At 39.8% G+C, this 23,209-nt stretch carries 23 protein-coding genes; 16 read left to right on the forward strand and 7 right to left on the reverse strand.

The features are described from left to right. Positions 1-196: 196 nt before the first annotated feature. Positions 197-1,147 carry a GDSL-type esterase/lipase family protein gene (locus ACM5QX_RS11175; protein ID WP_414753567.1) on the forward strand — a complete coding sequence of 317 codons (951 nt, stop codon included), beginning with the start codon at positions 197-199 and terminating at the stop codon, positions 1,145-1,147. 27 nt (positions 1,148-1,174) lie between these two features. On the opposite strand, the gene ACM5QX_RS11180 is transcribed toward ACM5QX_RS11175, so the two are convergent. Further along, positions 1,175-1,798, reverse strand: coding sequence for a hypothetical protein (locus tag ACM5QX_RS11180; protein ID WP_414753568.1), 624 nt, complete (start codon positions 1,796-1,798; stop codon positions 1,175-1,177). 423 nt (positions 1,799-2,221) lie between these two features. Beyond that, on the reverse strand, positions 2,222-3,811 hold the full coding sequence (locus ACM5QX_RS11185; protein WP_414753615.1) for a helix-turn-helix domain-containing protein: 1,590 nt from the start codon (positions 3,809-3,811) through the stop codon (positions 2,222-2,224). Between the two features lie 829 nt (positions 3,812-4,640). Between ACM5QX_RS11185 and fdxB the strand changes: the two genes are divergently transcribed. From fdxB to ACM5QX_RS11220, 7 genes are all read left to right on the forward strand, one after another. Further along, the gene (gene fdxB, locus ACM5QX_RS11190) at positions 4,641-4,934 is read left to right on the forward strand and encodes a ferredoxin III, nif-specific (RefSeq protein ID WP_010996669.1); all 294 of its coding nucleotides are present in this window, start codon (positions 4,641-4,643) and stop codon (positions 4,932-4,934) included. Between the two features lie 533 nt (positions 4,935-5,467). Next, positions 5,468-6,442 carry a cytochrome c oxidase subunit II gene (locus ACM5QX_RS11195; protein WP_414753569.1) on the forward strand — a complete coding sequence of 325 codons (975 nt, stop codon included), beginning with the start codon at positions 5,468-5,470 and terminating at the stop codon, positions 6,440-6,442. 47 nt (positions 6,443-6,489) lie between these two features. Next, a complete protein-coding gene (ctaD, locus tag ACM5QX_RS11200) occupies positions 6,490-8,169 on the forward strand; it encodes a cytochrome c oxidase subunit I (protein WP_414753570.1) in 1,680 nt (559 codons plus the stop codon). A 200-nt stretch (positions 8,170-8,369) separates the two neighbouring features. Next, positions 8,370-8,963, forward strand: coding sequence for a cytochrome c oxidase subunit 3 (locus ACM5QX_RS11205; protein WP_414753571.1), 594 nt, complete (start codon positions 8,370-8,372; stop codon positions 8,961-8,963). A 96-nt stretch (positions 8,964-9,059) separates the two neighbouring features. After that, positions 9,060-9,545, forward strand: coding sequence for a hypothetical protein (locus tag ACM5QX_RS11210; protein WP_414753572.1), 486 nt, complete (start codon positions 9,060-9,062; stop codon positions 9,543-9,545). Positions 9,546-9,765: 220 nt separating this feature from the next. After that, on the forward strand, positions 9,766-10,377 hold the full coding sequence (locus ACM5QX_RS11215) for a cupin domain-containing protein (protein ID WP_414753573.1): 612 nt from the start codon (positions 9,766-9,768) through the stop codon (positions 10,375-10,377). A gap of 247 nt (positions 10,378-10,624) precedes the next feature. Next, positions 10,625-11,140, forward strand: a complete 516-nt coding sequence (locus tag ACM5QX_RS11220) for an ArsC/Spx/MgsR family protein (protein ID WP_011317334.1) — start codon at positions 10,625-10,627, stop codon at positions 11,138-11,140. A gap of 66 nt (positions 11,141-11,206) precedes the next feature. Here the strand turns inward: ACM5QX_RS11220 and cysK are convergent, their stop codons facing one another. Continuing rightward, the gene (gene cysK / locus ACM5QX_RS11225) at positions 11,207-12,166 is read right to left on the reverse strand and encodes a cysteine synthase A (RefSeq protein ID WP_414753574.1); all 960 of its coding nucleotides are present in this window, start codon (positions 12,164-12,166) and stop codon (positions 11,207-11,209) included. Between the two features lie 993 nt (positions 12,167-13,159). Here cysK and ACM5QX_RS11230 point away from each other — a divergent pair. The 6 genes from ACM5QX_RS11230 to ACM5QX_RS11255 all read left to right on the forward strand — a co-directional run bounded on the left by ACM5QX_RS11230 (position 13,160) and on the right by ACM5QX_RS11255 (position 16,178). After that, positions 13,160-13,585 (forward strand): hypothetical protein, encoded by a 426-nt coding sequence (locus ACM5QX_RS11230; protein WP_414753575.1) that lies wholly within the window; start codon positions 13,160-13,162, stop codon positions 13,583-13,585. Positions 13,586-13,664: 79 nt separating this feature from the next. Then, positions 13,665-13,940, forward strand: coding sequence for a hypothetical protein (locus tag ACM5QX_RS11235; protein WP_011317337.1), 276 nt, complete (start codon positions 13,665-13,667; stop codon positions 13,938-13,940). Positions 13,941-13,942: 2 nt separating this feature from the next. Continuing rightward, positions 13,943-14,254 carry a hypothetical protein gene (locus ACM5QX_RS11240; RefSeq protein WP_011317338.1) on the forward strand — a complete coding sequence of 104 codons (312 nt, stop codon included), beginning with the start codon at positions 13,943-13,945 and terminating at the stop codon, positions 14,252-14,254. A gap of 201 nt (positions 14,255-14,455) precedes the next feature. Next, on the forward strand, positions 14,456-14,791 hold the full coding sequence (locus ACM5QX_RS11245; protein WP_011317339.1) for a hypothetical protein: 336 nt from the start codon (positions 14,456-14,458) through the stop codon (positions 14,789-14,791). Between the two features lie 21 nt (positions 14,792-14,812). Next, positions 14,813-15,814, forward strand: a complete 1,002-nt coding sequence (locus ACM5QX_RS11250; protein WP_414753576.1) for an LLM class flavin-dependent oxidoreductase — start codon at positions 14,813-14,815, stop codon at positions 15,812-15,814. Continuing rightward, positions 15,807-16,178, forward strand: coding sequence for a hypothetical protein (locus ACM5QX_RS11255; protein ID WP_011317341.1), 372 nt, complete (start codon positions 15,807-15,809; stop codon positions 16,176-16,178). Before ACM5QX_RS11250 ends, ACM5QX_RS11255 begins: the two co-directional genes overlap by 8 nt. A gap of 81 nt (positions 16,179-16,259) precedes the next feature. Here the strand turns inward: ACM5QX_RS11255 and ACM5QX_RS11260 are convergent, their stop codons facing one another. Both ACM5QX_RS11260 and ACM5QX_RS11265 read right to left on the reverse strand, forming a co-directional pair. Then, positions 16,260-16,946, reverse strand: coding sequence for a Coq4 family protein (locus ACM5QX_RS11260; protein WP_414753577.1), 687 nt, complete (start codon positions 16,944-16,946; stop codon positions 16,260-16,262). 823 nt (positions 16,947-17,769) lie between these two features. Further along, entirely contained in the window at positions 17,770-18,276 is a 507-nt protein-coding gene (locus ACM5QX_RS11265; RefSeq protein WP_414753578.1) for a NifB/NifX family molybdenum-iron cluster-binding protein, read from the reverse strand. A 434-nt stretch (positions 18,277-18,710) separates the two neighbouring features. On the opposite strand from ACM5QX_RS11265, the gene ACM5QX_RS11270 reads away from it, so the two are divergent. Next, positions 18,711-19,616 carry a carbohydrate ABC transporter permease gene (locus tag ACM5QX_RS11270; protein WP_414753579.1) on the forward strand — a complete coding sequence of 302 codons (906 nt, stop codon included), beginning with the start codon at positions 18,711-18,713 and terminating at the stop codon, positions 19,614-19,616. A gap of 237 nt (positions 19,617-19,853) precedes the next feature. Here ACM5QX_RS11270 and ACM5QX_RS11275 read toward each other — a convergent pair whose 3' ends face one another. Further along, positions 19,854-21,923: a prolyl oligopeptidase family serine peptidase gene (locus ACM5QX_RS11275; RefSeq protein ID WP_414753580.1), complete on the reverse strand. Its 2,070-nt coding sequence runs from the start codon at positions 21,921-21,923 to the stop codon at positions 19,854-19,856. A gap of 220 nt (positions 21,924-22,143) precedes the next feature. Here ACM5QX_RS11275 and ACM5QX_RS11280 point away from each other — a divergent pair, with 220 nt between their 5' ends. Beyond that, positions 22,144-22,737 carry a Crp/Fnr family transcriptional regulator gene (locus ACM5QX_RS11280; protein WP_414753581.1) on the forward strand — a complete coding sequence of 198 codons (594 nt, stop codon included), beginning with the start codon at positions 22,144-22,146 and terminating at the stop codon, positions 22,735-22,737. A gap of 6 nt (positions 22,738-22,743) precedes the next feature. On the opposite strand, the gene ACM5QX_RS11285 is transcribed toward ACM5QX_RS11280, so the two are convergent. Further along, positions 22,744-23,082 carry an NIL domain-containing protein gene (locus ACM5QX_RS11285; protein WP_414753582.1) on the reverse strand — a complete coding sequence of 113 codons (339 nt, stop codon included), beginning with the start codon at positions 23,080-23,082 and terminating at the stop codon, positions 22,744-22,746. Positions 23,083-23,209: the final 127 nt, after the last annotated feature.

Raw genomic sequence — 23,209 nt, forward strand, 5'->3', positions numbered from 1 at the left:
TGTTCAGTTTTATACGAAAAAATCAGGCTAAAAGAATAGGGAATAGGAAATGAATAATTGCTCAAAAGTCTGTGTTCAATAAATTTACGCAGAAATATTCCATCACATAAAGGGTGATATTTTATTTGTAAAAACGAGTATAATCATTTACTTTAAATTTAGTTATTTTCCGCGTTTAAGGAAGGGTTGGTGATAAATGAAATTAGTATTAACAATGATTTCGCTAATAACCATAGGATTACTAGCCCTGGAGATAGGGTTGCGATCGCTCTTGGGTTTTGGTAATCCTTTGGTTTACATCGGCGATCAGCACATCGGTTACTTGTTGGCTCCTAACCAGCGTACCCGTCGCTTTGGTAATCGTATAGAAATCAATGAATATTCTATGCGTAGTGCGGCGATCGCTAAGACACCTCCACCCGCCACACTGCGGGTTCTACTATTGGGGGATTCGATTATTAACGGTGGTTGGTGGACGGATCAAACGAATACAATCTCTAATTTAATGACAGTTTCCCTTATTTCATCAACTCATGACAATTATCGACAAGTAGAGGTACTGAATGCTTCGGCTAACTCCTGGGGGCCGAGAAACGAGCTAGCTTACTTGCAACGTTATGGTAACTTTCATGCCCAAATAATCGTGCTAGTACTGAATACGGATGATTTATTTGCCACTGCACCGACATCTTTACCAGTAGGACGCGATCGCAACTATCCAGACAAAAAACCGCCCCTAGCATTAATAGAAGTATGGCAGCGTTACATCCAAAAACCCCAGTCAATCCCAGAATTGGCTGCATTACAGAAAGAAGGGGGCGATCGTGTAGGGATAAATCTGGATGCTGTTAGTAAAATTCAAACATTCGCCCGTCAAAACAATAGCCAATTTCTGCTAGTGATGACTCCCTTATTACGAGAGTTGGGTGAACCAGGCCCCCGTGATTACGAAATCACAGCACGTCAAAGCCTGAAGGACTTTACTCAGTCTCAGGAGATGACATATATAGATTTTTTACCAATATTCAACGCCACAAATAACTTCAAAGCCTTATACAGAGACCATATTCACCTGAGCTTACAAGGAAATCAGCTAGTAAGTAAAGAAATTGAGCAAGCGATCGCTTCTCTTACTCATACAAAATAGGATGCTTACTGGATTTATAATTATGAATTACAAACTACTTTCCCGAATCCACAGCGCCAAACCGCCCCCGCGTCCACGGGCGGCAATAAAATCCTGTGTCACTATAAAGAAAGCAAAAAATGCTTGTTTAGCTATGGATTGGCTGTAAAAATCTTCGTAATTAACTTTTCCAGAACGAATATTTTGTTGGTAAATTTTTCGACCAAATACATGAATATACATTTGGGTAAAGTCAAAAGCTAAAAGATTTTTCTTGCCTAAATATTTAGCCGGGCCTGTAAGTTTTAATAAAAATGACCCCAACTGTACCTGGTTGCCAACTTCCCCTCTGTTAACATCCTCTGTTGAACCAGAACTGAAGGATATATAAATTTTGGTAAATTGGGGTACATACCAACCCTTACCTAAAATTATTCCCCCGCGTTTTTGCGCTTTTTTCGTTCCTGTTGCAAAACACAATCGCCATTGTCCAACTAAACTATCAAAATTATAAGTTAGGTGTTGTTTTTTAGCTGATGTTTCTGCTTGTAACAAAGCATTTACTATTACCTCTGGCTGGGGACGAGTTTTGTTTTGTTCACGATAAGCCGCCGTCGCTTCCCATAAAATATTAACAAATTTGTCTGTGGTGGTAGAGGAATCGTTATTCATGTTTAGATTGGAAATTAAATTTTTTATGTGTGTTTTGCGATTGGATAATTATAAAAAATTAACCGCCGGTTAATAATAGTATCTGTAGGGTGGGCAATGCCCACCAAAACTATGAGCCGGTGGGCATTGCCCACCCTACGTATATTTCAATAATCAAATTGGATTCCTATATAAAATGTAACACCAATTCTCTATGAAGTTGCACCAAATAAATGATGTAGAGACGTTGCATGCAACGTCTCTACAGTTCAGAATAAAGCACATCTTCATTAAGAAACGGTATAAGTATATAAATTTTAACTGATTTATGTATGTCTTGCGATTGGATAATTATAAAAAATTAACCGCCGATTAATAATAGTAATTTGAGACTAAATAACAACAGACATCGACGGTTTAATTTATGAAATTGCTGCTTATTGCTTAAGCAATATGTAACACTTTGCGTAAAAGTGTTTGGTCTTCTAGCTTCGCTTTTAAGCGACCATTTTCTATGTCTCGAATCCAGCTTTGGCTTTTACCAGTGAGCTTTGCTAATTCCCGTTGAGATAAGTTCAAACTTTTGCGAGCTTGCAAAATTTGCTCACCAACTAAATCACCTGCGGTTTTTATTTTTTGTCTACTCTTAGCAGTTCGCCGTTGTTTTTTTTCTGATTCAGCAATTTGTCGTTCCCATTCTGGTGGTAATTCAAAGGATAAAATTCGCGCATTCATCAACAGATTCCACTTGCCACGGGGGCCGCTATCGGTGAGGCGAGTTTCACCACCTGCATCATTAATCCAAAACTCTAATGCTTCGTCGGGGTCTTCAGGAATATCTACTAATTTTGCCCATAGGGGTTGGATAGCAGGAGGATAAGTGATGGGGTCAAAAATGGGTTTAATTCCTAAATGATTTAGTACTTCTAAATCATTTTCAAATGTCCGTAATAGGCGTTTACGTTCTTCTCTATATCTAGTAGCGATGTTGACTTTTTCTTGACCATAAGCAATGCGTAGTAAGGTAGGAATAGTGATGCGTTGTTCCTTACCCATTTTGGTTTTAAATAATAACCACAGCATTAGTCTTACGGCTCCTTCGTGCTGCTGCCAAATACTCATGACGGTGGTTAACAGGGTCTTGGGTAGGCTGCCATATTGATAGAATGCAGTGCGTTCTTTGCATCCTTGCTTGTTTAAGAAATATTGGCTCCATGTCCCGGCTTTGACTTTAAATGTTAGCCCAACGAGATATTTACAACCCAATTTATCTTCTTGAAAGTGGTGCTGAATACTTACTAAGTCCCACAAGCGGCTATTGGTGACTGAAAACCCCTTGACTTGTCCTTGCTGAGGCCAGTCCATAGAAATAATAAGTGAGCAAGCTTGCTGCACAAGATTTTTCATTAGGGCTAGTTTGGCAGCTTTGCTCAGGTCTTTGCGTTTCTCTAACCCTAAATATTTTTCTAGCTGTCGTTCGTCAATAGTAAACTCCTGTTCCCAAGGCTTATCTAAGGCTGTAGCGTGGGCAGATAGAATTAAATGGATACAAGCTGCCCTAATATCAAATACCTCGATGGCTGCTACATCTTTGGCTTTTTCGCTGACTTGGAACGGGTCTTGGATATAAAAGGTAATTTTTCCTCGTCCTTGGTTGACTGCTCGACTGTAGCAGAGATAGCCTGCTTCGTCAGTTTCCCAGTTCAGGGCTGTACGTTGCGCTAGTAGGTTGCAGGCTTCCCAAATTGCGATCGCCGATGCAAATGGGTTATTCTTCCCATTAGAAAATAAGTCTGGGCTAGTTGCATCTCGCGGTTCCACTCTACATCGCCCCTTCTTAGCTTGCCACGGTATGGGGGATTTGACTGGACAAGCTATCACACACTGCGGTTCAGCATGATAACCCTCACAATTATTACAAAGAGACGGATCTATCCAGTATTTATTGTTTTCGATTTTGATTGCACCCGTAGGACATTGGGGACGGCAGTTGTCACATCCAACGCAACTGTTGTTAGGAATTGTATAAGGCATATAACTTTCTTCCCACCCTAATCGTTGAGATGTTTGGCTCAAGTTTCCCCCTGGATGTGTCCTGTTAATTGATAACTAACCATTTACTTAATTAGCTATCCAGCAAAAATATTTGATTCTTGCCGAAATAATCGCTCACATCCATCTTGAGATTTTGCATCCAATCATTTAATAAACATTTCATAGCTAGTTTGATAAATTTGTTCATAATGAGCCTGCAAATGGTTTTAAAGAATTTAAAAAATACTTCGCTTGCGAACATTTGGTTAAGCCTTAGTCCCTTAACCAAAATAGCTCTGGCGAACATTTACGTTTAGGAAAAATGTGATTAATCATCATTATTAATAGCCTTAATATTTCCTGTGGTTTAATTATCTTCCCTGAAGATAGCCGATGACATGGGTAATTTAATTATGGGTCAAGAATTTCACCCCAAACCACGTATATTTAAAGACTATTTATATAGAAAATATTATCAATTTATTTAAGGCTGATGTATAGATAACATTTTGGCAATAAAAATATGTAGCGCCTTGTATTCGCAAATACCTCTTGGCTACAGAAGTCAACTATTTAAACTAATCTATTATAGTAAGTTTCTCACCGGATAAAATCAATAAGTATTTTCACATTAAACACATATTCGTAACTAATAATAAAATTTCTCATTAATATTTAAAACACAAAACTAGCTAAAAAAATGTATAAAGTCAGGGAATTTTGATTCTCACAAATCAATAGATTAACAACAAAAAAATAGATAATCTTAAGTTAAGATGATGATTAAAGCACTGGGAAGTTTATTGGCATAATTGCCAGGAGAATATACATGGCCGTACTCACAGGATTGACCTTTGGAGGCAACACTTGGACACCTAAATTTGCCGAATCAATTGATAAAGACAAATGTATCGGTTGTGGCAGATGTATTAAGGTATGTGGTTATCCTGTGTTGGATTTAAAAGCACTCAATGAAGAGGGTGAATTTGTAGAGGATGAGGAAGATGATGAAATCGAGCGCAAAGTCATGGTAGTTGCTCATCCAGAAAACTGTATTGGATGTCAAGCTTGCGCGCGGATTTGTCCTAAGAATTGCTACACCCACAACCCATTAGAAAATTAAGTTTTTCACCATAGGACATGATTATTCGCAAGGTAACAAGAGGGGAAGACAAAATTCAAAATTCAAAATACCCTGCGGGAACGCCAAGGGCGAACAAAATTCAAAAACCGGAAAAACAATGGTTTTGGGAATTTGAAGGATGATACATTGAGTTTTGTTTTGTTTCTGTACCAAGAAATACCGAGAATCAACAAAAAGTTCACGGTAAACAAACTCGTAAATCACTAACTGTTAAATATTAAACAAAGCATACTTGCTGTTAAAAATAATTGTGTCTTTTTGATTTCAGTAGCTTTGGAGAGGTAAAAGCTACTTGGGCGATGGCGAAAAATATATTGTTAAGTTTTGGGGGAAAGATATGAAGATATCTGGAATAATTCCCCCAATTTTTATGGGCATAAGTTAGAAAGTTAATAAGTGAAATAAAAAGGGACTGGGGATTAGGGACTAGGAATTAGGTACTGGTGTTAATGAGGCGATTACCAATTACCTATTCTCAATTCCCAATTTCGATAAGTAAATGAGTAGGTGGTATGCAGCAAATTCCTGTTTCACTCTGGACTCTAATTGCTGGAATAGTAGTTGGAGTAATCAGTCTTTGGATTGGTCAAAATCATAACCTACTACCTATTCAAGCATCAGAACAAGCGCCTTTGGTAGACGGATTTTTTAATATTATGTTTACCATTGCAGTGGCGCTGTTTTTGGTAGTAGAAGGTACGATTCTGATTTTCTTATTTAAGTATCGTCGTCGTCGGGGTGATAATACCGATGGCGTACCAGTGGAAGGGAACGTTCCCTTAGAAATTTTTTGGACGGCAATTCCATCAATAATTGTGGTTTGCTTGGGTATCTATAGTGTAGATGTCTTCAACCAAATGGGAGGATTAGAACCTGGGACTCATCCCCATGCTTCCGCTCATGTGGCGCACTCTTCAGGTACTGCATTAGCAGCAACACTAAACGATACCTCGACATCTGCAATTAATCCGGGAATTGGGATTGGTGCAAGTCCGACAACTGCCGGTAAAACCGCAGACTTAGTTGTCAATGTGACTGGGATGCAGTTTGCTTGGTTATTCGATTATCCTGATAACGGTGTTTCCGCCGGAGAACTACACGTTCCGGTAGGGGCTGATGTACAACTTAATCTTTCAGCACAGGATGTAATTCACTCATTCTGGGTTCCCCAATTCCGACTGAAGCAAGACGCAATTCCTGGGGTTCCTACCGAATTAAGATTCGTGGCTACCAAACCAGGGACATATCCGATAGTGTGCGCTGAACTTTGTGGTGGTTATCATGGTTCGATGCGATCGCAGGTAATTGTCCACACACCAGAGGAGTTTGATAGCTGGCTTGCAGAAAATCAGGTTGCTCAACAACAAAATCTACGTCAGGCTGTTGCAGTTAACCCAGCTAATTTATCAACATCCGAGTTTCTTGCACCTTACACCCAAGATTTGGGAATTAGTGCAGATACGTTGCAGGGAATGTCCGTTAAGTAGAGACGTTCCATACAACGTTTCTACAAATATCATCACAAAATAGCCTTATGACACGAGTTGAATTTCCACCACACATTCCGCCAGATGACAATCAGCCGAAAAATTTGGCGGTTGGACATGGCGTAACTCTGCCAGCTTGGAAATGGCGAGATTACTTCACTTTTAATGTAGACCATAAGGTTATTGGTATCCAATACCTGGTAACAGCATTTTTGTTCTATCTAATCGGTGGGTTGATGGCGATCGCTATCCGTACCGAGTTAGCAACACCCGATGCGGACTTCATTGATCCGAATCTGTATAACGCCTTCATGACCAATCACGGAACAATCATGATTTTCTTATGGATTGTTCCTAGTGCCATTGGGGGTTTTGGTAATTATCTCATTCCCTTGATGATTGGGGCGCGGGATATGGCGTTTCCCAAACTGAATGCGATCGCCTTTTGGTTAAATCCACCAGCCGGTTTACTGTTGTTACTTAGCTTTATTTTTGGTGGTTCTCAGTCTGGTTGGACTGCTTACCCACCATTGAGTTTAGTAACAGCGCCAATGGCACAAACTCTGTGGATTTTGGCGATTGTATTAGTCGGGACTTCTTCCATTCTCGGTTCTGTGAACTTTGTCGTCACCATCTTGATGATGAAGGTTCCGAGCATGAAATGGGATCAACTACCTTTGTTCTGCTGGGCAATTTTGGCAACATCTGTACTAGCACTACTCTCTACACCAGTGTTAGCTGCGGGTTTAGTTCTGCTATTATTTGACCTCAACTTTGGTACTTCCTTCTTCAAACCAGATGCTGGCGGTAACGTCGTTATTTATCAACATTTGTTCTGGTTCTACTCTCACCCCGCAGTATATTTGATGATTCTGCCCATCTTCGGCATTATGTCGGAGGTGATTCCCGTTCATGCACGGAAACCAATTTTTGGTTATAAGGCGATCGCCTATTCTAGTGTCGCCATCTGTGTTGTCGGTTTGTTCGTCTGGGTTCACCATATGTTTACCAGTGGTACACCCGGTTGGATGCGGATGTTCTTTACCATTTCTACCTTGATTGTTGCTGTTCCCACTGGTGTGAAAATTTTCGGTTGGGTGGCAACTTTATGGGGCGGAAAGATTCGCTTTACCAGCGCCATGCTATTTGCTATTGGCTTGTTATCCATGTTTGTCATGGGCGGCTTAAGTGGCGTGACAATGGGTACAGCACCTTTTGACGTTCACGTCCACGATACCTATTATGTAGTGGCACACTTCCACTACGTTCTGTTTGGTGGTTCTGTATTTGGGATTTATGCCGGGATTTATCACTGGTTCCCCAAAATGACGGGGCGGAAGTTGGGTGAAGGCTGGGGTCGGATTCACTTTGCCCTGACCTTGGTGGGAACTAACTTGACTTTCTTACCTATGCACAAATTGGGTTTACAAGGTATGCCTCGACGGGTGGCAATGTATGATCCTCAATTTGTGGATTTGAATGTACTTTGTACTATCGGTGCATTCATTTTAGGCTTATCGGTGATTCCTTTTACAATCAATGTTCTCTGGAGTTGGAGCAAGGGCGAATTAGCAGGGGATAATCCTTGGGAAGCTTTGAGCCTGGAATGGACTACTGCTTCTCCCCCATTGGTGGAGAATTGGGAAGTTTTACCTGTGGTGACTCATGGGCCTTATGACTATGGTCATAGTTTAGAAGCTGCACCGGAAGTAAGTGTACAAACCTAACCCCCTAACCCCCTTCCCTACTAGGGAAGGGGGAAGCAGGGAGAGCAGGGGGTGCAGGGGAAGCAGGGGGAGAAAGAGGTTTTTTGCTGCTATTAACCTTGCACAGTTGACTTGCCATACTACTCGCTACAGGCTGGGCGTTTGCTAGGAGAGGGGTTGGGTGAGAGGTAAAGAACCGAAAAATTGATGGAGAAGTGAATATGACTAGTGTGACGGTGCATGAGGCTCATGGGGGACATGAGGCGCATCCAGATTTACGGGTTTGGGGGTTGTTGACTTTCCTGATTTCTGAATCTTTGATGTTTGGCGGATTTTTTGCTACTTATCTGTTTTTTCGTGGGACTACCGAGGTGTGGCCGCCGGAAGGAACAGAGGTAGAGTTGTTTGTTCCAGCAATTAATACCGCCATTCTGTTATCTAGTAGTGTGGTCATTCACTTCGGTGATATGGCGATTAAGAGAGGTAATGTCTGGGGAATGCGGATTTGGTATTTCCTCACGGCGATTATGGGAGCAGTGTTTTTAGCTGGTCAGGTGTACGAGTACCAGAATTTAGGGTACGGTCTGACCACCAATGTGTTCGCTAACTGCTTCTATATCATGACCGGGTTCCACGGACTGCACGTATTTATCGGGCTGTTATTGATTTTAGGTGTGTTGTGGCGATCGCGCCGTTCTGGTCATTATTCAGCCACTAAACACACAGGTATCGAAATGGCAGAAATTTACTGGCACTTCGTAGACATCATCTGGATTGTTCTTTTTACCTTGGTTTATCTGCTCAACCTTTTGTAAATACAAGGGTAATTGGTAATCGGTAATAGGTAATCGGTAATAGTTTCTTCAATTACCAATTAATCATTAGCTATTACCAATTCCCAGGAGGTTATTTTGCATACAGACACTAATAAATTTTCCTGGTTCCAAGTCCCTGAAGATATCAAACATTTGTTAATTTTAGCTGCACAGAGTTGGGACAATACTTCAGTATCAGAGCAATATATCCAACAAGCTTTAGTTAGAACTGAAGGAAATACTGATATATTAGTAGCAGCATATAGGTTTTTTTACTATAAAAATAATTATTCTTTAGCATTGCAAACAACTTACCAATTATTAGATAAAATTAGAGAATCGGAAAAGTTTCCTGATAAATGGGAGGAACTTAAACCTATCTTGGTTAGTCGCAAACAGGAATCCCCAATCAGGTTATACTTGAATGCTTATGCGGCTGCTGGATTGGTATTAGCTAAGTTAGGGGAAATCGAGCAAGCTAAGGAAATCAGCATGAGAGTCAAGGAAATTGATGACAAGCATGATTTCGGAGCGGGAATCCTACTGGATGTTTTGACGCGTCCAGCAGAAGAAGACGATTAAATCAGTCAACATTTACCAGTTAACACTCAACAACCATGAATATTTTCTCTTTTTTCAGCGCATCTTCCCCTCAACCTCTATCTACATCTTCTAACACTAATAACAACCAATTTCCCTCTACAGTTGTAGTTCCAACTTTCCCCACAACTGATAACCTCCCGAATGTTAATACCCCCGTATTTGTGCTTCCCAGATTTTCTTAACTGAGAGTTTAAATATCATGCAAGGTAGGGATTGGCTCTTGACAGGAGACGGTCAATATCAAGTGTGTAAATCTGCGAGAAGTTGGGATTTATTACAAGAGAATTATCGTCTTTATCGGTTTTTAACTGAGATGGAAGATGTTCTCAATCAGGTAAGCGATGAATCTACTCGCTTACCTGAAATCCGAATGCTCGTTAGGCGCTTGATTGTAAATTCGTACTGGGTGCGAAGTCAGTATTTAGACCCTTCTCCAACCACAGGAACCTCTGTTCTCCTCCTATATGATGAATTGGGTTTTCCCTTGACTGTGCAAACAGTCACATTTGCACCAGGAACCCTATCTACTATTCATAATCATGGAACTTGGGGAGTTGTCGCGGTCTTAAAAGGGCAAGAAAAAAATACTGTTTGGCGACGCACAAAAACCCCAGATTCTCAAGACAAAATCGAGGCGACGGGAGAAATTATTTTATCACCAGGGGACATGATTAGCTTCACTCCCGATGCAATTCATAGCGTCCAAGCAATAGGTGATGAACCAACTGTCACCTTTAATATCTATGGCGAAACTGACCCCAAACAAAGATTCGAGTTTGATGCAGTTACCCATAATGCCAAAAAGTTTTAAGGGGGAGGTAGAAGGTAGGAGTTAATAATTAACGCTGTGTGCGACTTTTTCAAACCTAACCCCCAACCCCTTCCCTACAAGGGAAGGGGAGCAAGAATTAAAGCTACCCTGCGGGTACTTCTACGGAGAACTCGTAGAGTAGCAAGCTATGGAGAGGGGTTTCAAGAATAAGTTACACATCAGGTTAATTATCCTCCTATTCCCTATTCCCCATTACCCATTCCCTACTCATTAGGAGATACTTCAAATGGCTAGAGTAATTTTCTATGAAAAACCCGGCTGTAAAGGTGGTACTCGTCAGAAAGTTTTGTTAACTGCTGCTGGACATGAAGTGATCACTTACAATCTGCTTACAGAACCTTGGACTGTGGAACGTCTGCGTTCATTTTTTGGCGATCGCCCAGTCACCGACTGGTTTAATCGTTCCGCGCCACAAATCAAGTCTGGTGAGATTGTTCCCGAACAACTAGACGAACAAACAGCCTTACTTTTAATGCTGAGAGAACCTTTATTAATCCGTCGCCCTTTACTGCAAGTAGGCGATCGCCGCGAAGTTGGCTTTGATGTCGAAATCCTCGAAACTTGGATTGGCTTAAAACCCGTAGACGAATCCTTCCGCGCCATGAGCGAAAACCTCATGAGCCAAGATTTGCAAGGCTGCGCCCACGGTAATGGTCATAGTCACGATCATCACCACGACCATCAAGGCGGATGCAACCATCACGGTCAACAAGAACACCACAGACAAAGCTGTCATCATTAAACACTAAACACTTGTAGAGACGTAGCAGTGCTACGTCTCCAACTCCAACAAAGTTATTGCACAAAATTACCGAACGCCAGCAGTTTCATTCGTCAAATCTTGAAACAAAGGCGTGCTGAGGTAGCGTTCGCCGAAGGAAGGTTGAACCATGACAATTAACTTACCTGCGTTTTCGGGACGTTTCCCTACCTGTAAAGCTGCACACAAAGCCGCACCGGAGGAGATACCAGATAACAAACCTTCTTCCCTGGCTAAACGCCGCCCGTAACTCATCGCTTGATCATCACTCACCCTGATAACTTCATCCACCAATTCCAGGCGGAGGACATCGGGAACAAAGCCTGCGCCGATACCTTGGATTTTGTGCGGCCCGGCTTGTCCACCGGAGAGGACAGGGCTATTGCTGGGTTCAACTGCGATCGCCTGAAAGCTAGGTTTGCGTTGCTTCAGTACCTCTGCAATCCCGGTAATGGTTCCTCCAGTACCCACCCCAGCAATTACAATATCAACTTCACCATCGGTATCATTCCAAATTTCTTCAGCAGTAGTTTCGCGGTGGATTTTGGGGTTAGCTGGGTTGCGAAACTGTTGCAGCATATAAGCATCAGGGGTACTAGCCACAAGTTCTTCAGCTTTGCGAATGGCTCCCCGCATACCTTCTGTACCTGGAGTCAACTCTAAAGTTGCACCATAAGCCCGCAACATAGCCCGTCTTTCTTGGCTCATAGTTTCTGGCATAGTCAAAATTAACCGATAACCACGGGCGGCGGCTACCATTGCCAGGGCAATTCCTGTGTTACCAGAAGTTGGTTCTACTAAAATAGTTTTTCCCGGTGTGATTAAACCTTCCGCTTCTGCTGAGTTAATCATACTCACCCCAATCCGGTCTTTTACGGAAGAGGCTGGATTCATACCTTCTAGTTTGACAACTATTCTCGCAACTACTCCTTCCGCTTGCGGAATCTTATTCAGCTTAACTAAAGGTGTACCTCCAATAAGTTCTGTTACATCATTAGCAATTCGCATTATTTTACTCCTAAAATTCTTAATTCAGAGTGAATTGTTTACTTATAACAATTAGCTTATACGTATTAAATTTACAAATCAGCTTGCGTGAGAATATATGTGATGTACTTTCACTAAAGCATAAAACCAGTGACTAAATAAAGCTATTTAAAAACATTTACCTAGTATTTTTCTTTTTAAATAAAATTTGTCTTCCCAAACACATTTACACATTAAAAAATATTAAATATCTCTTGCTCATGGAACTCTATTTATGTAGCCATCGTCTACATAACTAAGAATTTGGTGAATTTATTGTATCACTTTGTTCAAATCACACATTTTATATAATTTTAATTGTTTTTTCTGGCTTGTTTTTATATACTCACCGATACATATATTTTGCTTGAGTACAATTTTTCAGCATAAATCACTCAACCACAAAGTTGATTGTATTCGCCGCCTATTTAGCTTTGAGCTTGCTTTGATAAATGCCAGAACCCCAGTCAATAAATGCTAGTACCCCACCTCAAAAATACTAGTACCCATACCCCAAATAATTTTTGTAATCTTTATAAGATAAGGGTTTGCAGATTTGAGTACAAAACTAATAAATTTAATAATCTTGATCCGACTCATATAAACCATAGGCAAGAAGGTCGGCTGATATAAAACTAATAGGATTTACGCAGAGATTCCCCTCTACCCCCCGAAATTCAATGGGTTAAACCAAAGAACTAGGGGGGACTTCTTAATCATTAAAGAGTAATCGGTGAACATCTTTAAAAATTAATAGCTGATAACCTAAATTAGGTATTGGTGGCATCTAAATTTGCCAAAGTATACCGACTTTTTAAAATAATATGATTTTTCAATTATGACATATTTTATTTTTCAGTGTCGGCTACTTAGTTAGACCATCAAACTTTATTGATAATGAGAACATGAAAAAGTTTGTCAGACTACTCCCCACTCCCTACTCCCCACTCCCTTCTTTAAGATAGGAGAGCAAAGATGAAAGTCAAACTCTTAAATGTTCTCACGGTTTTTTTAGTTACTTTTACGGTGTTATCTCCAGGGCTAATCATATTCGGTGTCGTTTGGGTAAGACATATAGAGTTCGTTAAAACACAGAAATTAGCATTTGCAGTCAATAATATTAATCCAGCAGATACCACTCTATCCACCACAAGCACAACTCAAAACTTAGAATTACCCCAAGTTAGCACCCAAATTTCTGATCGAAATATCGTGAATCAACTGCTGACTGCTGAACAGTATAAACTCGCTGTCCTCCTGCAATGGTTCGTTTTGCTAACCCCTATATTTATTGGGTTAGGAATTATTGTTTATGACAGATATCTTGTTTACCGTGCTGCTGTTTTAAGAGAACAAATTGAAATGTTAGAAAGACTTTGGCAGCAAAGTATTGAACAATGAATCAATTCAAAATTCACAATAAAAATAACTGGCGACTGACCACTGACAACTAACAATTTTGTAAAAAAACAAATTCACTATGACTGAAGCAACACAAGAACGCCAAACTTCATACTTTAATCTAATTGATGAATTACTACAATGTCCGAATGGTCAAGAACCAGCAATATTAGAAGCTAAAGCAGAATTAATTGATGCTGGTTTTGTGGAAACTATCGTACAAGTAGCAACAGCATTTGCACATCAAGGTAATCAAGATGGGGCGCAGTTTTTATTTTTTTTAGCTCGTGAGTTAGCGAAAAGTTTGGGCTTGTATCCTGATTTTCAAAAATCTGAAGGAGCAAATGAGGGATAATAATGCTACTAACTGCAACTGATGCTGGACACATAGCGTTAGAGTTTCTCCTAGCAGACTGGAATATTGTAGATGAATACAGAGATTGGTTTAGCGTTTTTAATTCTCGTCTGACGGGTCAGAGTTGGTATATTGTAGAGTTAGGTATAGAAGGATTTCCTGATAGGTGGTATATCCAAGTTTACGATACAGGAGAATGTGACCCTAACTATACTTTTGCTTCCCCTATTCATGCTTCTGAAGGATTTGCCGACTTGAGTCATTTACCAGAAATTGTGGCTGAAGTATTAGTTGCAGAGCGCAAGTCTAGATAAGATTTAATATCCTCGACCTCTTTAACAAGTCGGGGATATTTTATTTCAATTTGTATGGAATTATAAATGTTAATTAAAATCTAATTTTTCACATATATTCTATTAATAAATAGAAAAAATAATACTGAATTTGTCAACATTGTATGACAAAAATATGTTATATTAGTTAGCGTGATGTACGCTACATAAATATCAATTGCAATGATTGCGGAAGATATCCTAGCTAAGGAATTCACAAGAGTCGTCAATCACTACTACCCAAAAGTCGGGGAATTATTAGACGGGTGTCATGTGAAAGTCATCACCTGTTTCTGGGGACGACCTGCTAGACGCTTGCAATATATAGGGATTTATTGTTCTGGTGAAATGCTCCCTTATGTGCAGTCTCAAAAAGAAATACTCAGAGAAGTAGCTGAAAACATGGGATTAGTGCAAGTAGTTTGCATGAATGCTAAACGATTATTGCGAGACCCCATGTCTAAGCTGAAAGATAACGACCCACGCCTATGGCTGGAGTTGCAGATGGTAGCAAGGTAGAGTAGGAATCGCTAGCAAATAATGAAAACTGGACTGTTCTGCAATTACGAAAATCATCACCAAGACTCGCGTCGAGCCATTTTTGAACAAGTGGCGCTAGTACGACAGGCGGAAAAGTTGGGTTTTGACGAGGCTTGGGTAACAGAGCATCATTTTAATGAAGTAAATCTCAGTTCGTCAATATTGCTGTTGATGGCACATTTAGCAGGTGTCACCTCAACTATTAAATTAGGTACGGCGGCGGTGTTATTACCATTCCACAACCCGATTCGGGTGGCGGAAGATATTGCTACCTTAGATAATTTGTGCAATGGACGATTATTATTTGGTGTCGCTAAAGGGGGGCCATTTCCCCAACATAACAAGCACTTTGCCACACCAATGGGTGAATCTCGCGCGATGATGTTAGAGGCACTGGCATTGATTCAAAAGCTCTTATATGAAACTGATGTATCATTTAACGGACAATATTATCAATGCGATCGCCTCACAGTTTACCCTAAACCTTTACAGCAAGAAATCCCGGTTTATCTAGCCACTGGTGATGATGCAGGTATTGAATTTGCGGCCAAACAATCCTTTGCTTTGATGGGGGGGCCGCCGTTTGCTCTGGAGAGATTAAAAAAGACAGTGCAAACCTATCGAGCCTTAAATTCTAGTGGTGGGGAAAAATTTGTTTTAGCACGCTTCTTTTATGTAGGTAAAACCTATGATGAAGCAGTCAGTGAAGCTTTACCTTTTATTAGGTATTTTAGCCAGAAAATGACAGCTAATTCGTCTCAAGTAATGCAGAACGGTTCTAGCGGTCACAAGCAATTTGACCGCACAAATATTTGTTTTGATGAAGACTACTTGATTGAAAATTCCATCATTGGTGATGTTGCTACTTGTCGAGACAAAATCAAGAAATTTCAAGACGAATTGGATCTAGGTACATTAGCGCTCAAACCCTCATCTTTTGCTTTGCAAAAAAATCAGGAAAGCTTGCAGCGCTACAACCAAGAGGTACAAAATTATGTCTAAATTGAATCTGCTTCCACCTGACGATTTACCGCCTAGTGTGGTGTCAAAAGAGGATGGAATGCTGCATCTGGAATTAGAACAGTCTATTGGCAGATGCTTTTATCAAGCTTGCGATCGCATTACCCAAGCATTGCTAAATAATTGCCAGTGGTATCTTACCAAAAAAGATGCGATCGTTATGCTGATTGTTGACTGTCCAGATATTGTCTCTTACTGGCATATAGTCAGCAATATTCCTCAATTAGGAAATCGTCTAGAGAGGTTTACCAAAAATGCCAAAATTCGCGTTTATCCCCCTTTTGGCAAAGGTGAACCTTTAGAGATTAGTGTCAATGAAATTTCTGCCTATCGAGATTGGCTCTAGATATTTAAAGCATCTCGGATGATTAAATTTCAGTAACCCAGTTTTTCCCAAGGCTGGGTTTTTTCTTTTATTCCCACTCTCCTAAGCTATTTCACGTTGCTTTACAGTATTTATGCCTAAACATTCACGAATTTCAATCACTGGTACCTCCCAAAACTGATCCCATTTCTGAGCGATTAACTTCCTCGGCGTATGGGAACCTAAACTATATCCACGAGCTATTTCTGCCATTAAATCTTGGAATTTTGCTGGTTGATAAAGACTAGTCATCACCATACCAAAACTTACCAGCATCACACTAATAGGAATTGGGGTTTGAGCCAAAACAAAAGCTTGAAGACCAATTTCACCAATCCCATCAGTATCAAATCCAGCGACGATATGATAAATATCATGGGTGGAGCGCCAAAGCATTTTCAGATATGAGATGTCATCAACCACAGGGACTTTCTTATAAAAATAGGGGTCGAAACCTCTAGCTTTCATTTCAATGGCGTAGACATGGCCTAATGTTCCCTCTGGGAGTTTAGCTAAATCATCTAAATTGAAAGGTGCTGGTAGCCAGCGTTCCGCAAACAAGGTGTTAACTTCGGGAATTTTTTTCAACTCATCAACAGCTAACTGCGCCATTTCTGTTTGGTCGAGTGCGTCCTCGAAGTCAAAAACTGGGTCAGTGTTACCATTGCTGGGTTTTAACGCCCTATCTACCAAAAACTGAATATAGGCAAGAAGTCCTTTGTCATTGTTGTAACTGATGACATTGGTCATGGTAATTTCCTCATGTAATGTTGGGGGATGAGGGATAAGATGACGAGGGAGAAAGATATCAAGACTTTAACTAACAGGATTTAACTAAATTCTTTTTCCTAGTGTGAAATTTGCATTAGGGAGAGATTATGTTACCTGTTATTGAACTTTAGACATCAAGAGTGACATATCGATAATTAATGTGGAAATATACAGACCTAATTTTTATACTACTTGAGTCATATTTTCATTCATCCTGAGGAGTATTTAGTCACCTGTCTTCTCTAGCCCCTAACCTCTATTTTCAGACAAAAGTGCGATCGCCCATGCTAAATGGTTATAAATAACCCAGAATATGTAATGAAAGATTAGCTACAATCCTTTTCCTAGATTTATTCACCAGAATACTTGCGTGTTAGTTTTCTAGTCATAAACAGAGCAATTAACAATAATACTTCCAAAGGAATCAATGAGAATTTAAGGCTACAGCATAGCCAAAAGAATCCTACGATTATACAAATAACTTGCCAGATTTGATTGGTAATTTTTAGACCAATAACTACAAAAAATATAGCTAGCCCTAAAGTAATAAATGAAGTGAATAACATAGCTAATACATTTGACAAGAATGATTTGTTGACTTGTTTATTTTGGAATTGCAACAGAGTATTAATTTAAGTGATACCCATTTGAATAAACCATTTGTAGAGACGCGATTCATCGCGTCTTCTAGTATGTTTTACCAACCTAGTTAATTGATAAATAGGAAAATTGAGATGGAAGATGAAGCGAAAATTTCCATCTATGATTAATCCCTAATTAGCATCAACCCAGAGATAATTTCCTACACAGATTCTAGTTCGCCGAGACTTTCTTGATTTGGCCGCAGAGCTTTACGCAACCAAGGAGGAGGATTACCTTTAAGAGTTTGCACTAATCTGTTCAAAAGGTAGATAATATCTTCCTTCTTTGAACGTGGTTTAACTGGCATTACGCCCTTTTTGATTAATTTGGCAGCAGCAGTACCGCCAATGGATGCCACATATACAATTTTACAATCAGATAAAGCTGCGATTTTTTGAGCTAACTTATCATCGCTTTCACCATTTTGAACCTTAGGTTTTTGCTCCTCTTCTTTTTTAGCTTTTTTGCAATCGCTTTTACCGTGTTTGCAACCACCTTCGCCTTTTTCGATTGTGTCTTCACTAGGTTTTGGAGTTTCCTTATTAAAGGAGAGAGTTTCGATAAATTCATAACCCCCGTCGGAAATTTCATAAACATCAATTTCTTGCGCCCAGCCAAAGTGAGCATCAACATTAATCCTATCACTTGTAGCAAATGCTATCTTCATTTTTGTGTTCCTTTCTTCATCAGTTGTGACTAACTGCTAATAATTCCTGAATTGTGGTTAAATTGTTACCTATTATTTGATAGGCAATGCCCAGCACCTTGTCATTTATCAAGTGCAAGATGTCAAATTAGGCATTTTTACACAGTCACAGTTAACAATTAGTAGTTGAGTATCCGCAGAACATGATTCCAAAGACTCTATAGCCCTGAAAACAACCTCACTTAATACAGTTGTTGAAGGCTTATATTATTTATCTTAGGCTCAATTCCTTGAGTGTGGTGATGGCGCAAGAACTTTTTCGCCTTATTTTTCGCTAAAACCAGGCTATGTCTTGAGGAAAAAATGGAAAAATCATCCATAGGGTGTCTATGAGTCAACTCATCCTTTCCGCTACGATAGCGATCGCACAGTACAGCTAGCTACAGGCAGGTTAGATGGTGTTGCGAATCATAAGGTGGAGAAATAACCATAGACGGAACATCACAGACAGCTTGTTCGGATATGTGTTCATGATGCCGACTCTGTTGGTTTTGGGAACTTTCGTAGTTCTACCTATTCTCTACTCTGTTTTCCTTTCACTCAACAAAGTTCAACTGTTAGGTGGTGTTGCCTATCAATTCATTGGTTTACAAAATTTTCAGCGATTATTTGATGATCAATTAGTTTGGATTGCTTTAAGAAATACAGCAGAATATGTGGTTATTGTTGTACCAAGCCAAACTATTTTGGCGTTGATTTTAGCGGTAACTTTAAATGCTGGAATCCGGGGTAAAAACTGGTGGCGCATCCTTTACTTTTTGCCAACAGTCACTTCTTCCGCAGTGCTGACGCTAATTTTTATGTGGATTTATAATACCGATGGACTATTAAATGATTTTTTAGCTTTTGTGGGACTGCCTACTTATAATTGGTTGGGTGATCCGGCTGTTGCCCTCAAAGGCATCATGCTCATGAATATTTGGTCAACTGCACCATTTTATATGGTGATATATCTAGCAGCCTTACAAGATATACCAGCAAAACTTTACGAGGCGGCAGAATTAGATGGTGCAAATTGGTGGCAGAAATTTATTTACATCACAATTCCTCTGCTGAAACCTGTGACTTTTTTTGTGATTGCAGTGGGGGTAATTGGCACTTTTCAATTATTTGATCAATCTTATATTTTCTCTGGTGGTACTGGTGGCCCTAATAATGCCACCTTGACTGTAGTACTGCTGATTTATCAAATGGTATTTCGTTATTTACAGATGGGATATGCTGCGGCGATCGCCTTTCTCTTAGCAGTGGTGATTATTGCTATTACACTAATTCAACGGAGAGTTTTTGCTGGTGAATAATTCCCAGTTTCTGATCGGGAATAAAAATATTTAGGACTGACGCACCCAGGCTGTTTGTTGAGACTAGATATCAGGGGTTAAGGACGAAAAGGTGTCAGGATTTTAAACATTTACACCCCTAAACCCCTATACCCCTAAACACCTATACCCCTAAACCCCTACACCCCTAAACACCTATACCCCTACACTTCTATACCCCTACACCCTTTCATCGGTAAGTCCTAATATCCTCTGCCGCTAAACCTCAACAGCTAAAGCCCAGACTAAAAAAGCCCATTTATCTGCGGCCTCTTCAATAATCTTCGCCGTAGGTTTACCTGCACCATGTCCAGCTTTAGTTTCAATTCTAATTAATACGGGTGCATTGCCGTTGTGTGCAGTTTGCAAAGCTGCGGCAAATTTGAAGCTGTGGGCGGGGACAACGCGATCGTCGTGATCGGCGGTGGTAATCAAGGTTGCGGGGTATGCTGTACCTGGTTTGAGATTATGCAGTGGCGAATAAGCGTAGAGTGCAGGAAACTCTTCTGGGTTATCTGGGGAACCATATTCAGCAGTCCAAGCCCAACCAATGGTAAATTTGTGAAACCGTAACATATCCATCACACCAACGGCTGGTAAAGCTGCACCGAATAACTCAGGACGCTGAGTCATGCAAGCACCCACTAATAAACCACCATTACTACCACCAGCGATCGCTAGTTTTTCCGGTTTTGTATAATTATTTGCCATCAACCACTCAGCAGCAGCAATAAAGTCATCAAAAACATTTTGCTTTTTATCCTTCATCCCTGCTTGATGCCATTCTTCGCCGTACTCTCCGCCACCGCGTATATTGGGCATGGCATAAACACCACCCATTTCCATCCATACCAACATACTTACAGAAAAATTGGGCGTGAGTGAGACATTAAAACCACCATAGGCATAAAGATAAGTGGAGTTATTCCCATCTAATTGAATGCCTTTCTTATGAGTAATAAACATGGGTACTTGTGTACCATCTTTACTTTGATAAAAAACTTGTTTAGTTTCGTAATCATCAGGGTTAAAATCTACATTTATTTCTCTAAAAACCTCACTTTGTCCTGTTATTAAGTTATATCGATAAATAGTTCCTGGTGTAGTAAAACTCGTGAATTTGTAAAAAGTCTCTGTATCGCCACGCTTACCACCAAAGCCATCTACAGCACCCAATCCTGGTAATTCTACATTCCGAACTAATGTACCGTTGAGGTCAAAAATTTTCACTTGCGATCGGGCATCTTCTAAATAATCGGCAATAAACTGATTATTTAAGATATTGACACTTTCTAAGGTTGCTTCAGCTTGGGGGATAATTTCTCGCCATATTTCTTTAGCTGGATTAGCTGTATCAATAGCAATTACTCTACCTCGTGGTGCATCCAAGTCAGTACGGAAGTAGAAGACACTCTCATCATTATCAATGAAACTATAATCTGCTTCAAATTGATGAATTAGTTCTACGACTTCGGCATTGGGGTCAGTTAAATCTTTATAAAAAACTAGATTTCTGGAATCAGTCCCCAACCAAACTGAAATTATCAGATAGCGACCATCTTCCGTGACAACGCCATTAAAACCCCATTCTTTTTGGTCAATGCGTTGGTAAATTAAGATGTCTTCAGATTGGGGTCTACCCAATTGATGATAATAAAGCTTTTGATAATAGTTAACATCTTCCAATTTGGTTTTTTCATTTGGTTCGTCATAACGACTATAGAAAAAACCTTGATGATCATTCGTCCAAGATGCACCGGAAAATTTAATCCAATTGAGATGATCTGGAAAATCTGCACCAGTTTCTACATCAATAACCTTCCACTCTTGCCAATCAGAACCAGAAGTCGCTATACCGTATGCCAAAAGCTTGCCATTATCGCTGATAGCTAAACCTGAAAGAGCAACAGTCCCATCATCTGAAAGTTTGTTAGGATCTAGTAAAACTCTTGGTTCAGAATCCAGAGATTTTAACGTATACAAAACACTTTGATTTTGCAAGCCATCATTTTTGAAATAAAAATAATTTTCTCCTTCTTTAAAAGGAATTCCATACTTTTCATAATCCCAAAGTTTGTTAAGACGTTGTTGAATTTTCTCTCTAGTCGAAACTTCGCCCAAATACGCAAAAGTAACTTGATTTTGTGCCTCGATCCAAGCCCTAGTTTTTTCAGAGTCAGGATCTTCTAACCAACGATAAGGATCTGCTACTAAACTACCGTGGTAATCATCAACTTGATCAATTTTGTGGCTGAGTGGATAGTTCAGGGATTTTTCAGAGTAGGGCATGGTTTTGGATTAAAAGTATCTTTTCATATACTACAAACATCAGCCCCAGTCTTGATGTGGGTACTATCCCCAAAAAATATCCGGTACTATTGACGCAGAATTGGCATGGTTACGGTTTGTCTAGGCGATCGTTTAACCGTAGATTGGTAATTTATTGCTCAAGATGTCAGAGAAACTGATATAACTATACTACGGTTACTTTATCGAGAAAAAGTACTATATGGCGGTAACTCTATACTCAAGCATTGCAACCCCCCACAGTAAGAATACTCACCACTATTTTACAAGGCGGACATTTTTACCAGACCAGCAAAATAGTTTATGGAAAATAGAAGCTGGTTTCGTGAGAACTTTTACCTATTTAGAAAATGGAACAACCGTTGCTTTAGGGTTATGGGGCCCTGGAGATATTCTTGGTAGAGCTTTGTCAAAATTAGAACCGTATCAAATGGAATGTTTGACGAAAGTAGAAGCGACAATAGTGCCTATTGAAGAATGGAAAAACCCTACTGATACTCTGCTGGCGCACATTCAGCAAGCAGAAGAATTAATGGTAATTCGTAGCTACAAAAAAGTAGATACCATGCTAATTAAACTATTAGCATGGTTATCCAAAAAGTTTGGTTCAGAAGTAGATAAAGGACGTTTAATTGATATGCGTCTGACCCATGAAGATTTAGCGGAAATGCTTGGTTCTACAAGAGTAACAATTACTCGCATCCTTGGGCAATTTGAGGAAGAGGGTCTGATCAATAGGTTATCCCTACATCGTATAGTCCTGAAGGAAGAAGATATTTGGTACTATGAGATTTAAGCAATTTTAGTAATACCAACTATCACCTTCTACATTCGCTCTGCCCTCAATTTTAATATCTAGGGCTTCTAGATAAGCAAGCCCACTAGATATTTGCTTGATCGTTCCCCTGAGGGTTAGATCAAAATATCCTGCACCACCTGTATTAACTCCTAGTAAGGCTTTGGTGATGTTAACAACCAAACCATACATAGAAATTAGTTGTGAAATTACAGGTTCTTGAAGATAATTTTTGGGAATATATATGCGTACACGAATTTGTGCAACTTGTTTTTTTTCATGTATTGAAGGAACAAGAGATAATTTCGTAGGGAAGTTAAATTGAAATTGATTTAATGCAGCCATTGGATGATACTAATGTGTAATTAATATTGAAGTTTTTATTGTGGTAAATTAAAGCCCAATCCTCTTATTTACGAGGAGCTATAAGTCGATTATTGAGATTTTTCTAAAAAAATCAAATCAAACCAGC

It is taken from the genome of Anabaena sp. CCY 9910, assembly GCF_963920875.1.
Lineage (GTDB): Bacteria > Cyanobacteriota > Cyanobacteriia > Cyanobacteriales > Nostocaceae > Trichormus > Trichormus variabilis.

What these genes read in the sequence shown, in the direction of transcription:
- ACM5QX_RS11175 (WP_414753567.1), top strand. Translation starts at nt 197, where the DNA reads ATGAAATTAGTATTAACAATGATTTCGCTAATAACCATAGGATTACTA.
- ACM5QX_RS11180 (WP_414753568.1), bottom strand. Translation starts at nt 1,798, where the DNA reads ATGAATAACGATTCCTCTACCACCACAGACAAATTTGTTAATATTTTA.
- ACM5QX_RS11185 (WP_414753615.1), bottom strand. Translation starts at nt 3,811, where the DNA reads ATGCCTTATACAATTCCTAACAACAGTTGCGTTGGATGTGACAACTGC.
- fdxB (WP_010996669.1), top strand. Translation starts at nt 4,641, where the DNA reads ATGGCCGTACTCACAGGATTGACCTTTGGAGGCAACACTTGGACACCT.
- ACM5QX_RS11195 (WP_414753569.1), top strand. Translation starts at nt 5,468, where the DNA reads ATGCAGCAAATTCCTGTTTCACTCTGGACTCTAATTGCTGGAATAGTA.
- ctaD (WP_414753570.1), top strand. Translation starts at nt 6,490, where the DNA reads ATGACACGAGTTGAATTTCCACCACACATTCCGCCAGATGACAATCAG.
- ACM5QX_RS11205 (WP_414753571.1), top strand. Translation starts at nt 8,370, where the DNA reads ATGACTAGTGTGACGGTGCATGAGGCTCATGGGGGACATGAGGCGCAT.
- ACM5QX_RS11215 (WP_414753573.1), top strand. Translation starts at nt 9,766, where the DNA reads ATGCAAGGTAGGGATTGGCTCTTGACAGGAGACGGTCAATATCAAGTG.
- ACM5QX_RS11220 (WP_011317334.1), top strand. Translation starts at nt 10,625, where the DNA reads ATGGCTAGAGTAATTTTCTATGAAAAACCCGGCTGTAAAGGTGGTACT.
- cysK (WP_414753574.1), bottom strand. Translation starts at nt 12,166, where the DNA reads ATGCGAATTGCTAATGATGTAACAGAACTTATTGGAGGTACACCTTTA.
- ACM5QX_RS11230 (WP_414753575.1), top strand. Translation starts at nt 13,160, where the DNA reads ATGAAAGTCAAACTCTTAAATGTTCTCACGGTTTTTTTAGTTACTTTT.
- ACM5QX_RS11235 (WP_011317337.1), top strand. Translation starts at nt 13,665, where the DNA reads ATGACTGAAGCAACACAAGAACGCCAAACTTCATACTTTAATCTAATT.
- ACM5QX_RS11240 (WP_011317338.1), top strand. Translation starts at nt 13,943, where the DNA reads ATGCTACTAACTGCAACTGATGCTGGACACATAGCGTTAGAGTTTCTC.
- ACM5QX_RS11245 (WP_011317339.1), top strand. Translation starts at nt 14,456, where the DNA reads ATGATTGCGGAAGATATCCTAGCTAAGGAATTCACAAGAGTCGTCAAT.
- ACM5QX_RS11250 (WP_414753576.1), top strand. Translation starts at nt 14,813, where the DNA reads ATGAAAACTGGACTGTTCTGCAATTACGAAAATCATCACCAAGACTCG.
- ACM5QX_RS11255 (WP_011317341.1), top strand. Translation starts at nt 15,807, where the DNA reads ATGTCTAAATTGAATCTGCTTCCACCTGACGATTTACCGCCTAGTGTG.
- ACM5QX_RS11260 (WP_414753577.1), bottom strand. Translation starts at nt 16,946, where the DNA reads ATGACCAATGTCATCAGTTACAACAATGACAAAGGACTTCTTGCCTAT.
- ACM5QX_RS11265 (WP_414753578.1), bottom strand. Translation starts at nt 18,276, where the DNA reads ATGAAGATAGCATTTGCTACAAGTGATAGGATTAATGTTGATGCTCAC.
- ACM5QX_RS11270 (WP_414753579.1), top strand. Translation starts at nt 18,711, where the DNA reads ATGGTGTTGCGAATCATAAGGTGGAGAAATAACCATAGACGGAACATC.
- ACM5QX_RS11275 (WP_414753580.1), bottom strand. Translation starts at nt 21,923, where the DNA reads ATGCCCTACTCTGAAAAATCCCTGAACTATCCACTCAGCCACAAAATT.
- ACM5QX_RS11280 (WP_414753581.1), top strand. Translation starts at nt 22,144, where the DNA reads ATGGCGGTAACTCTATACTCAAGCATTGCAACCCCCCACAGTAAGAAT.
- ACM5QX_RS11285 (WP_414753582.1), bottom strand. Translation starts at nt 23,082, where the DNA reads ATGGCTGCATTAAATCAATTTCAATTTAACTTCCCTACGAAATTATCT.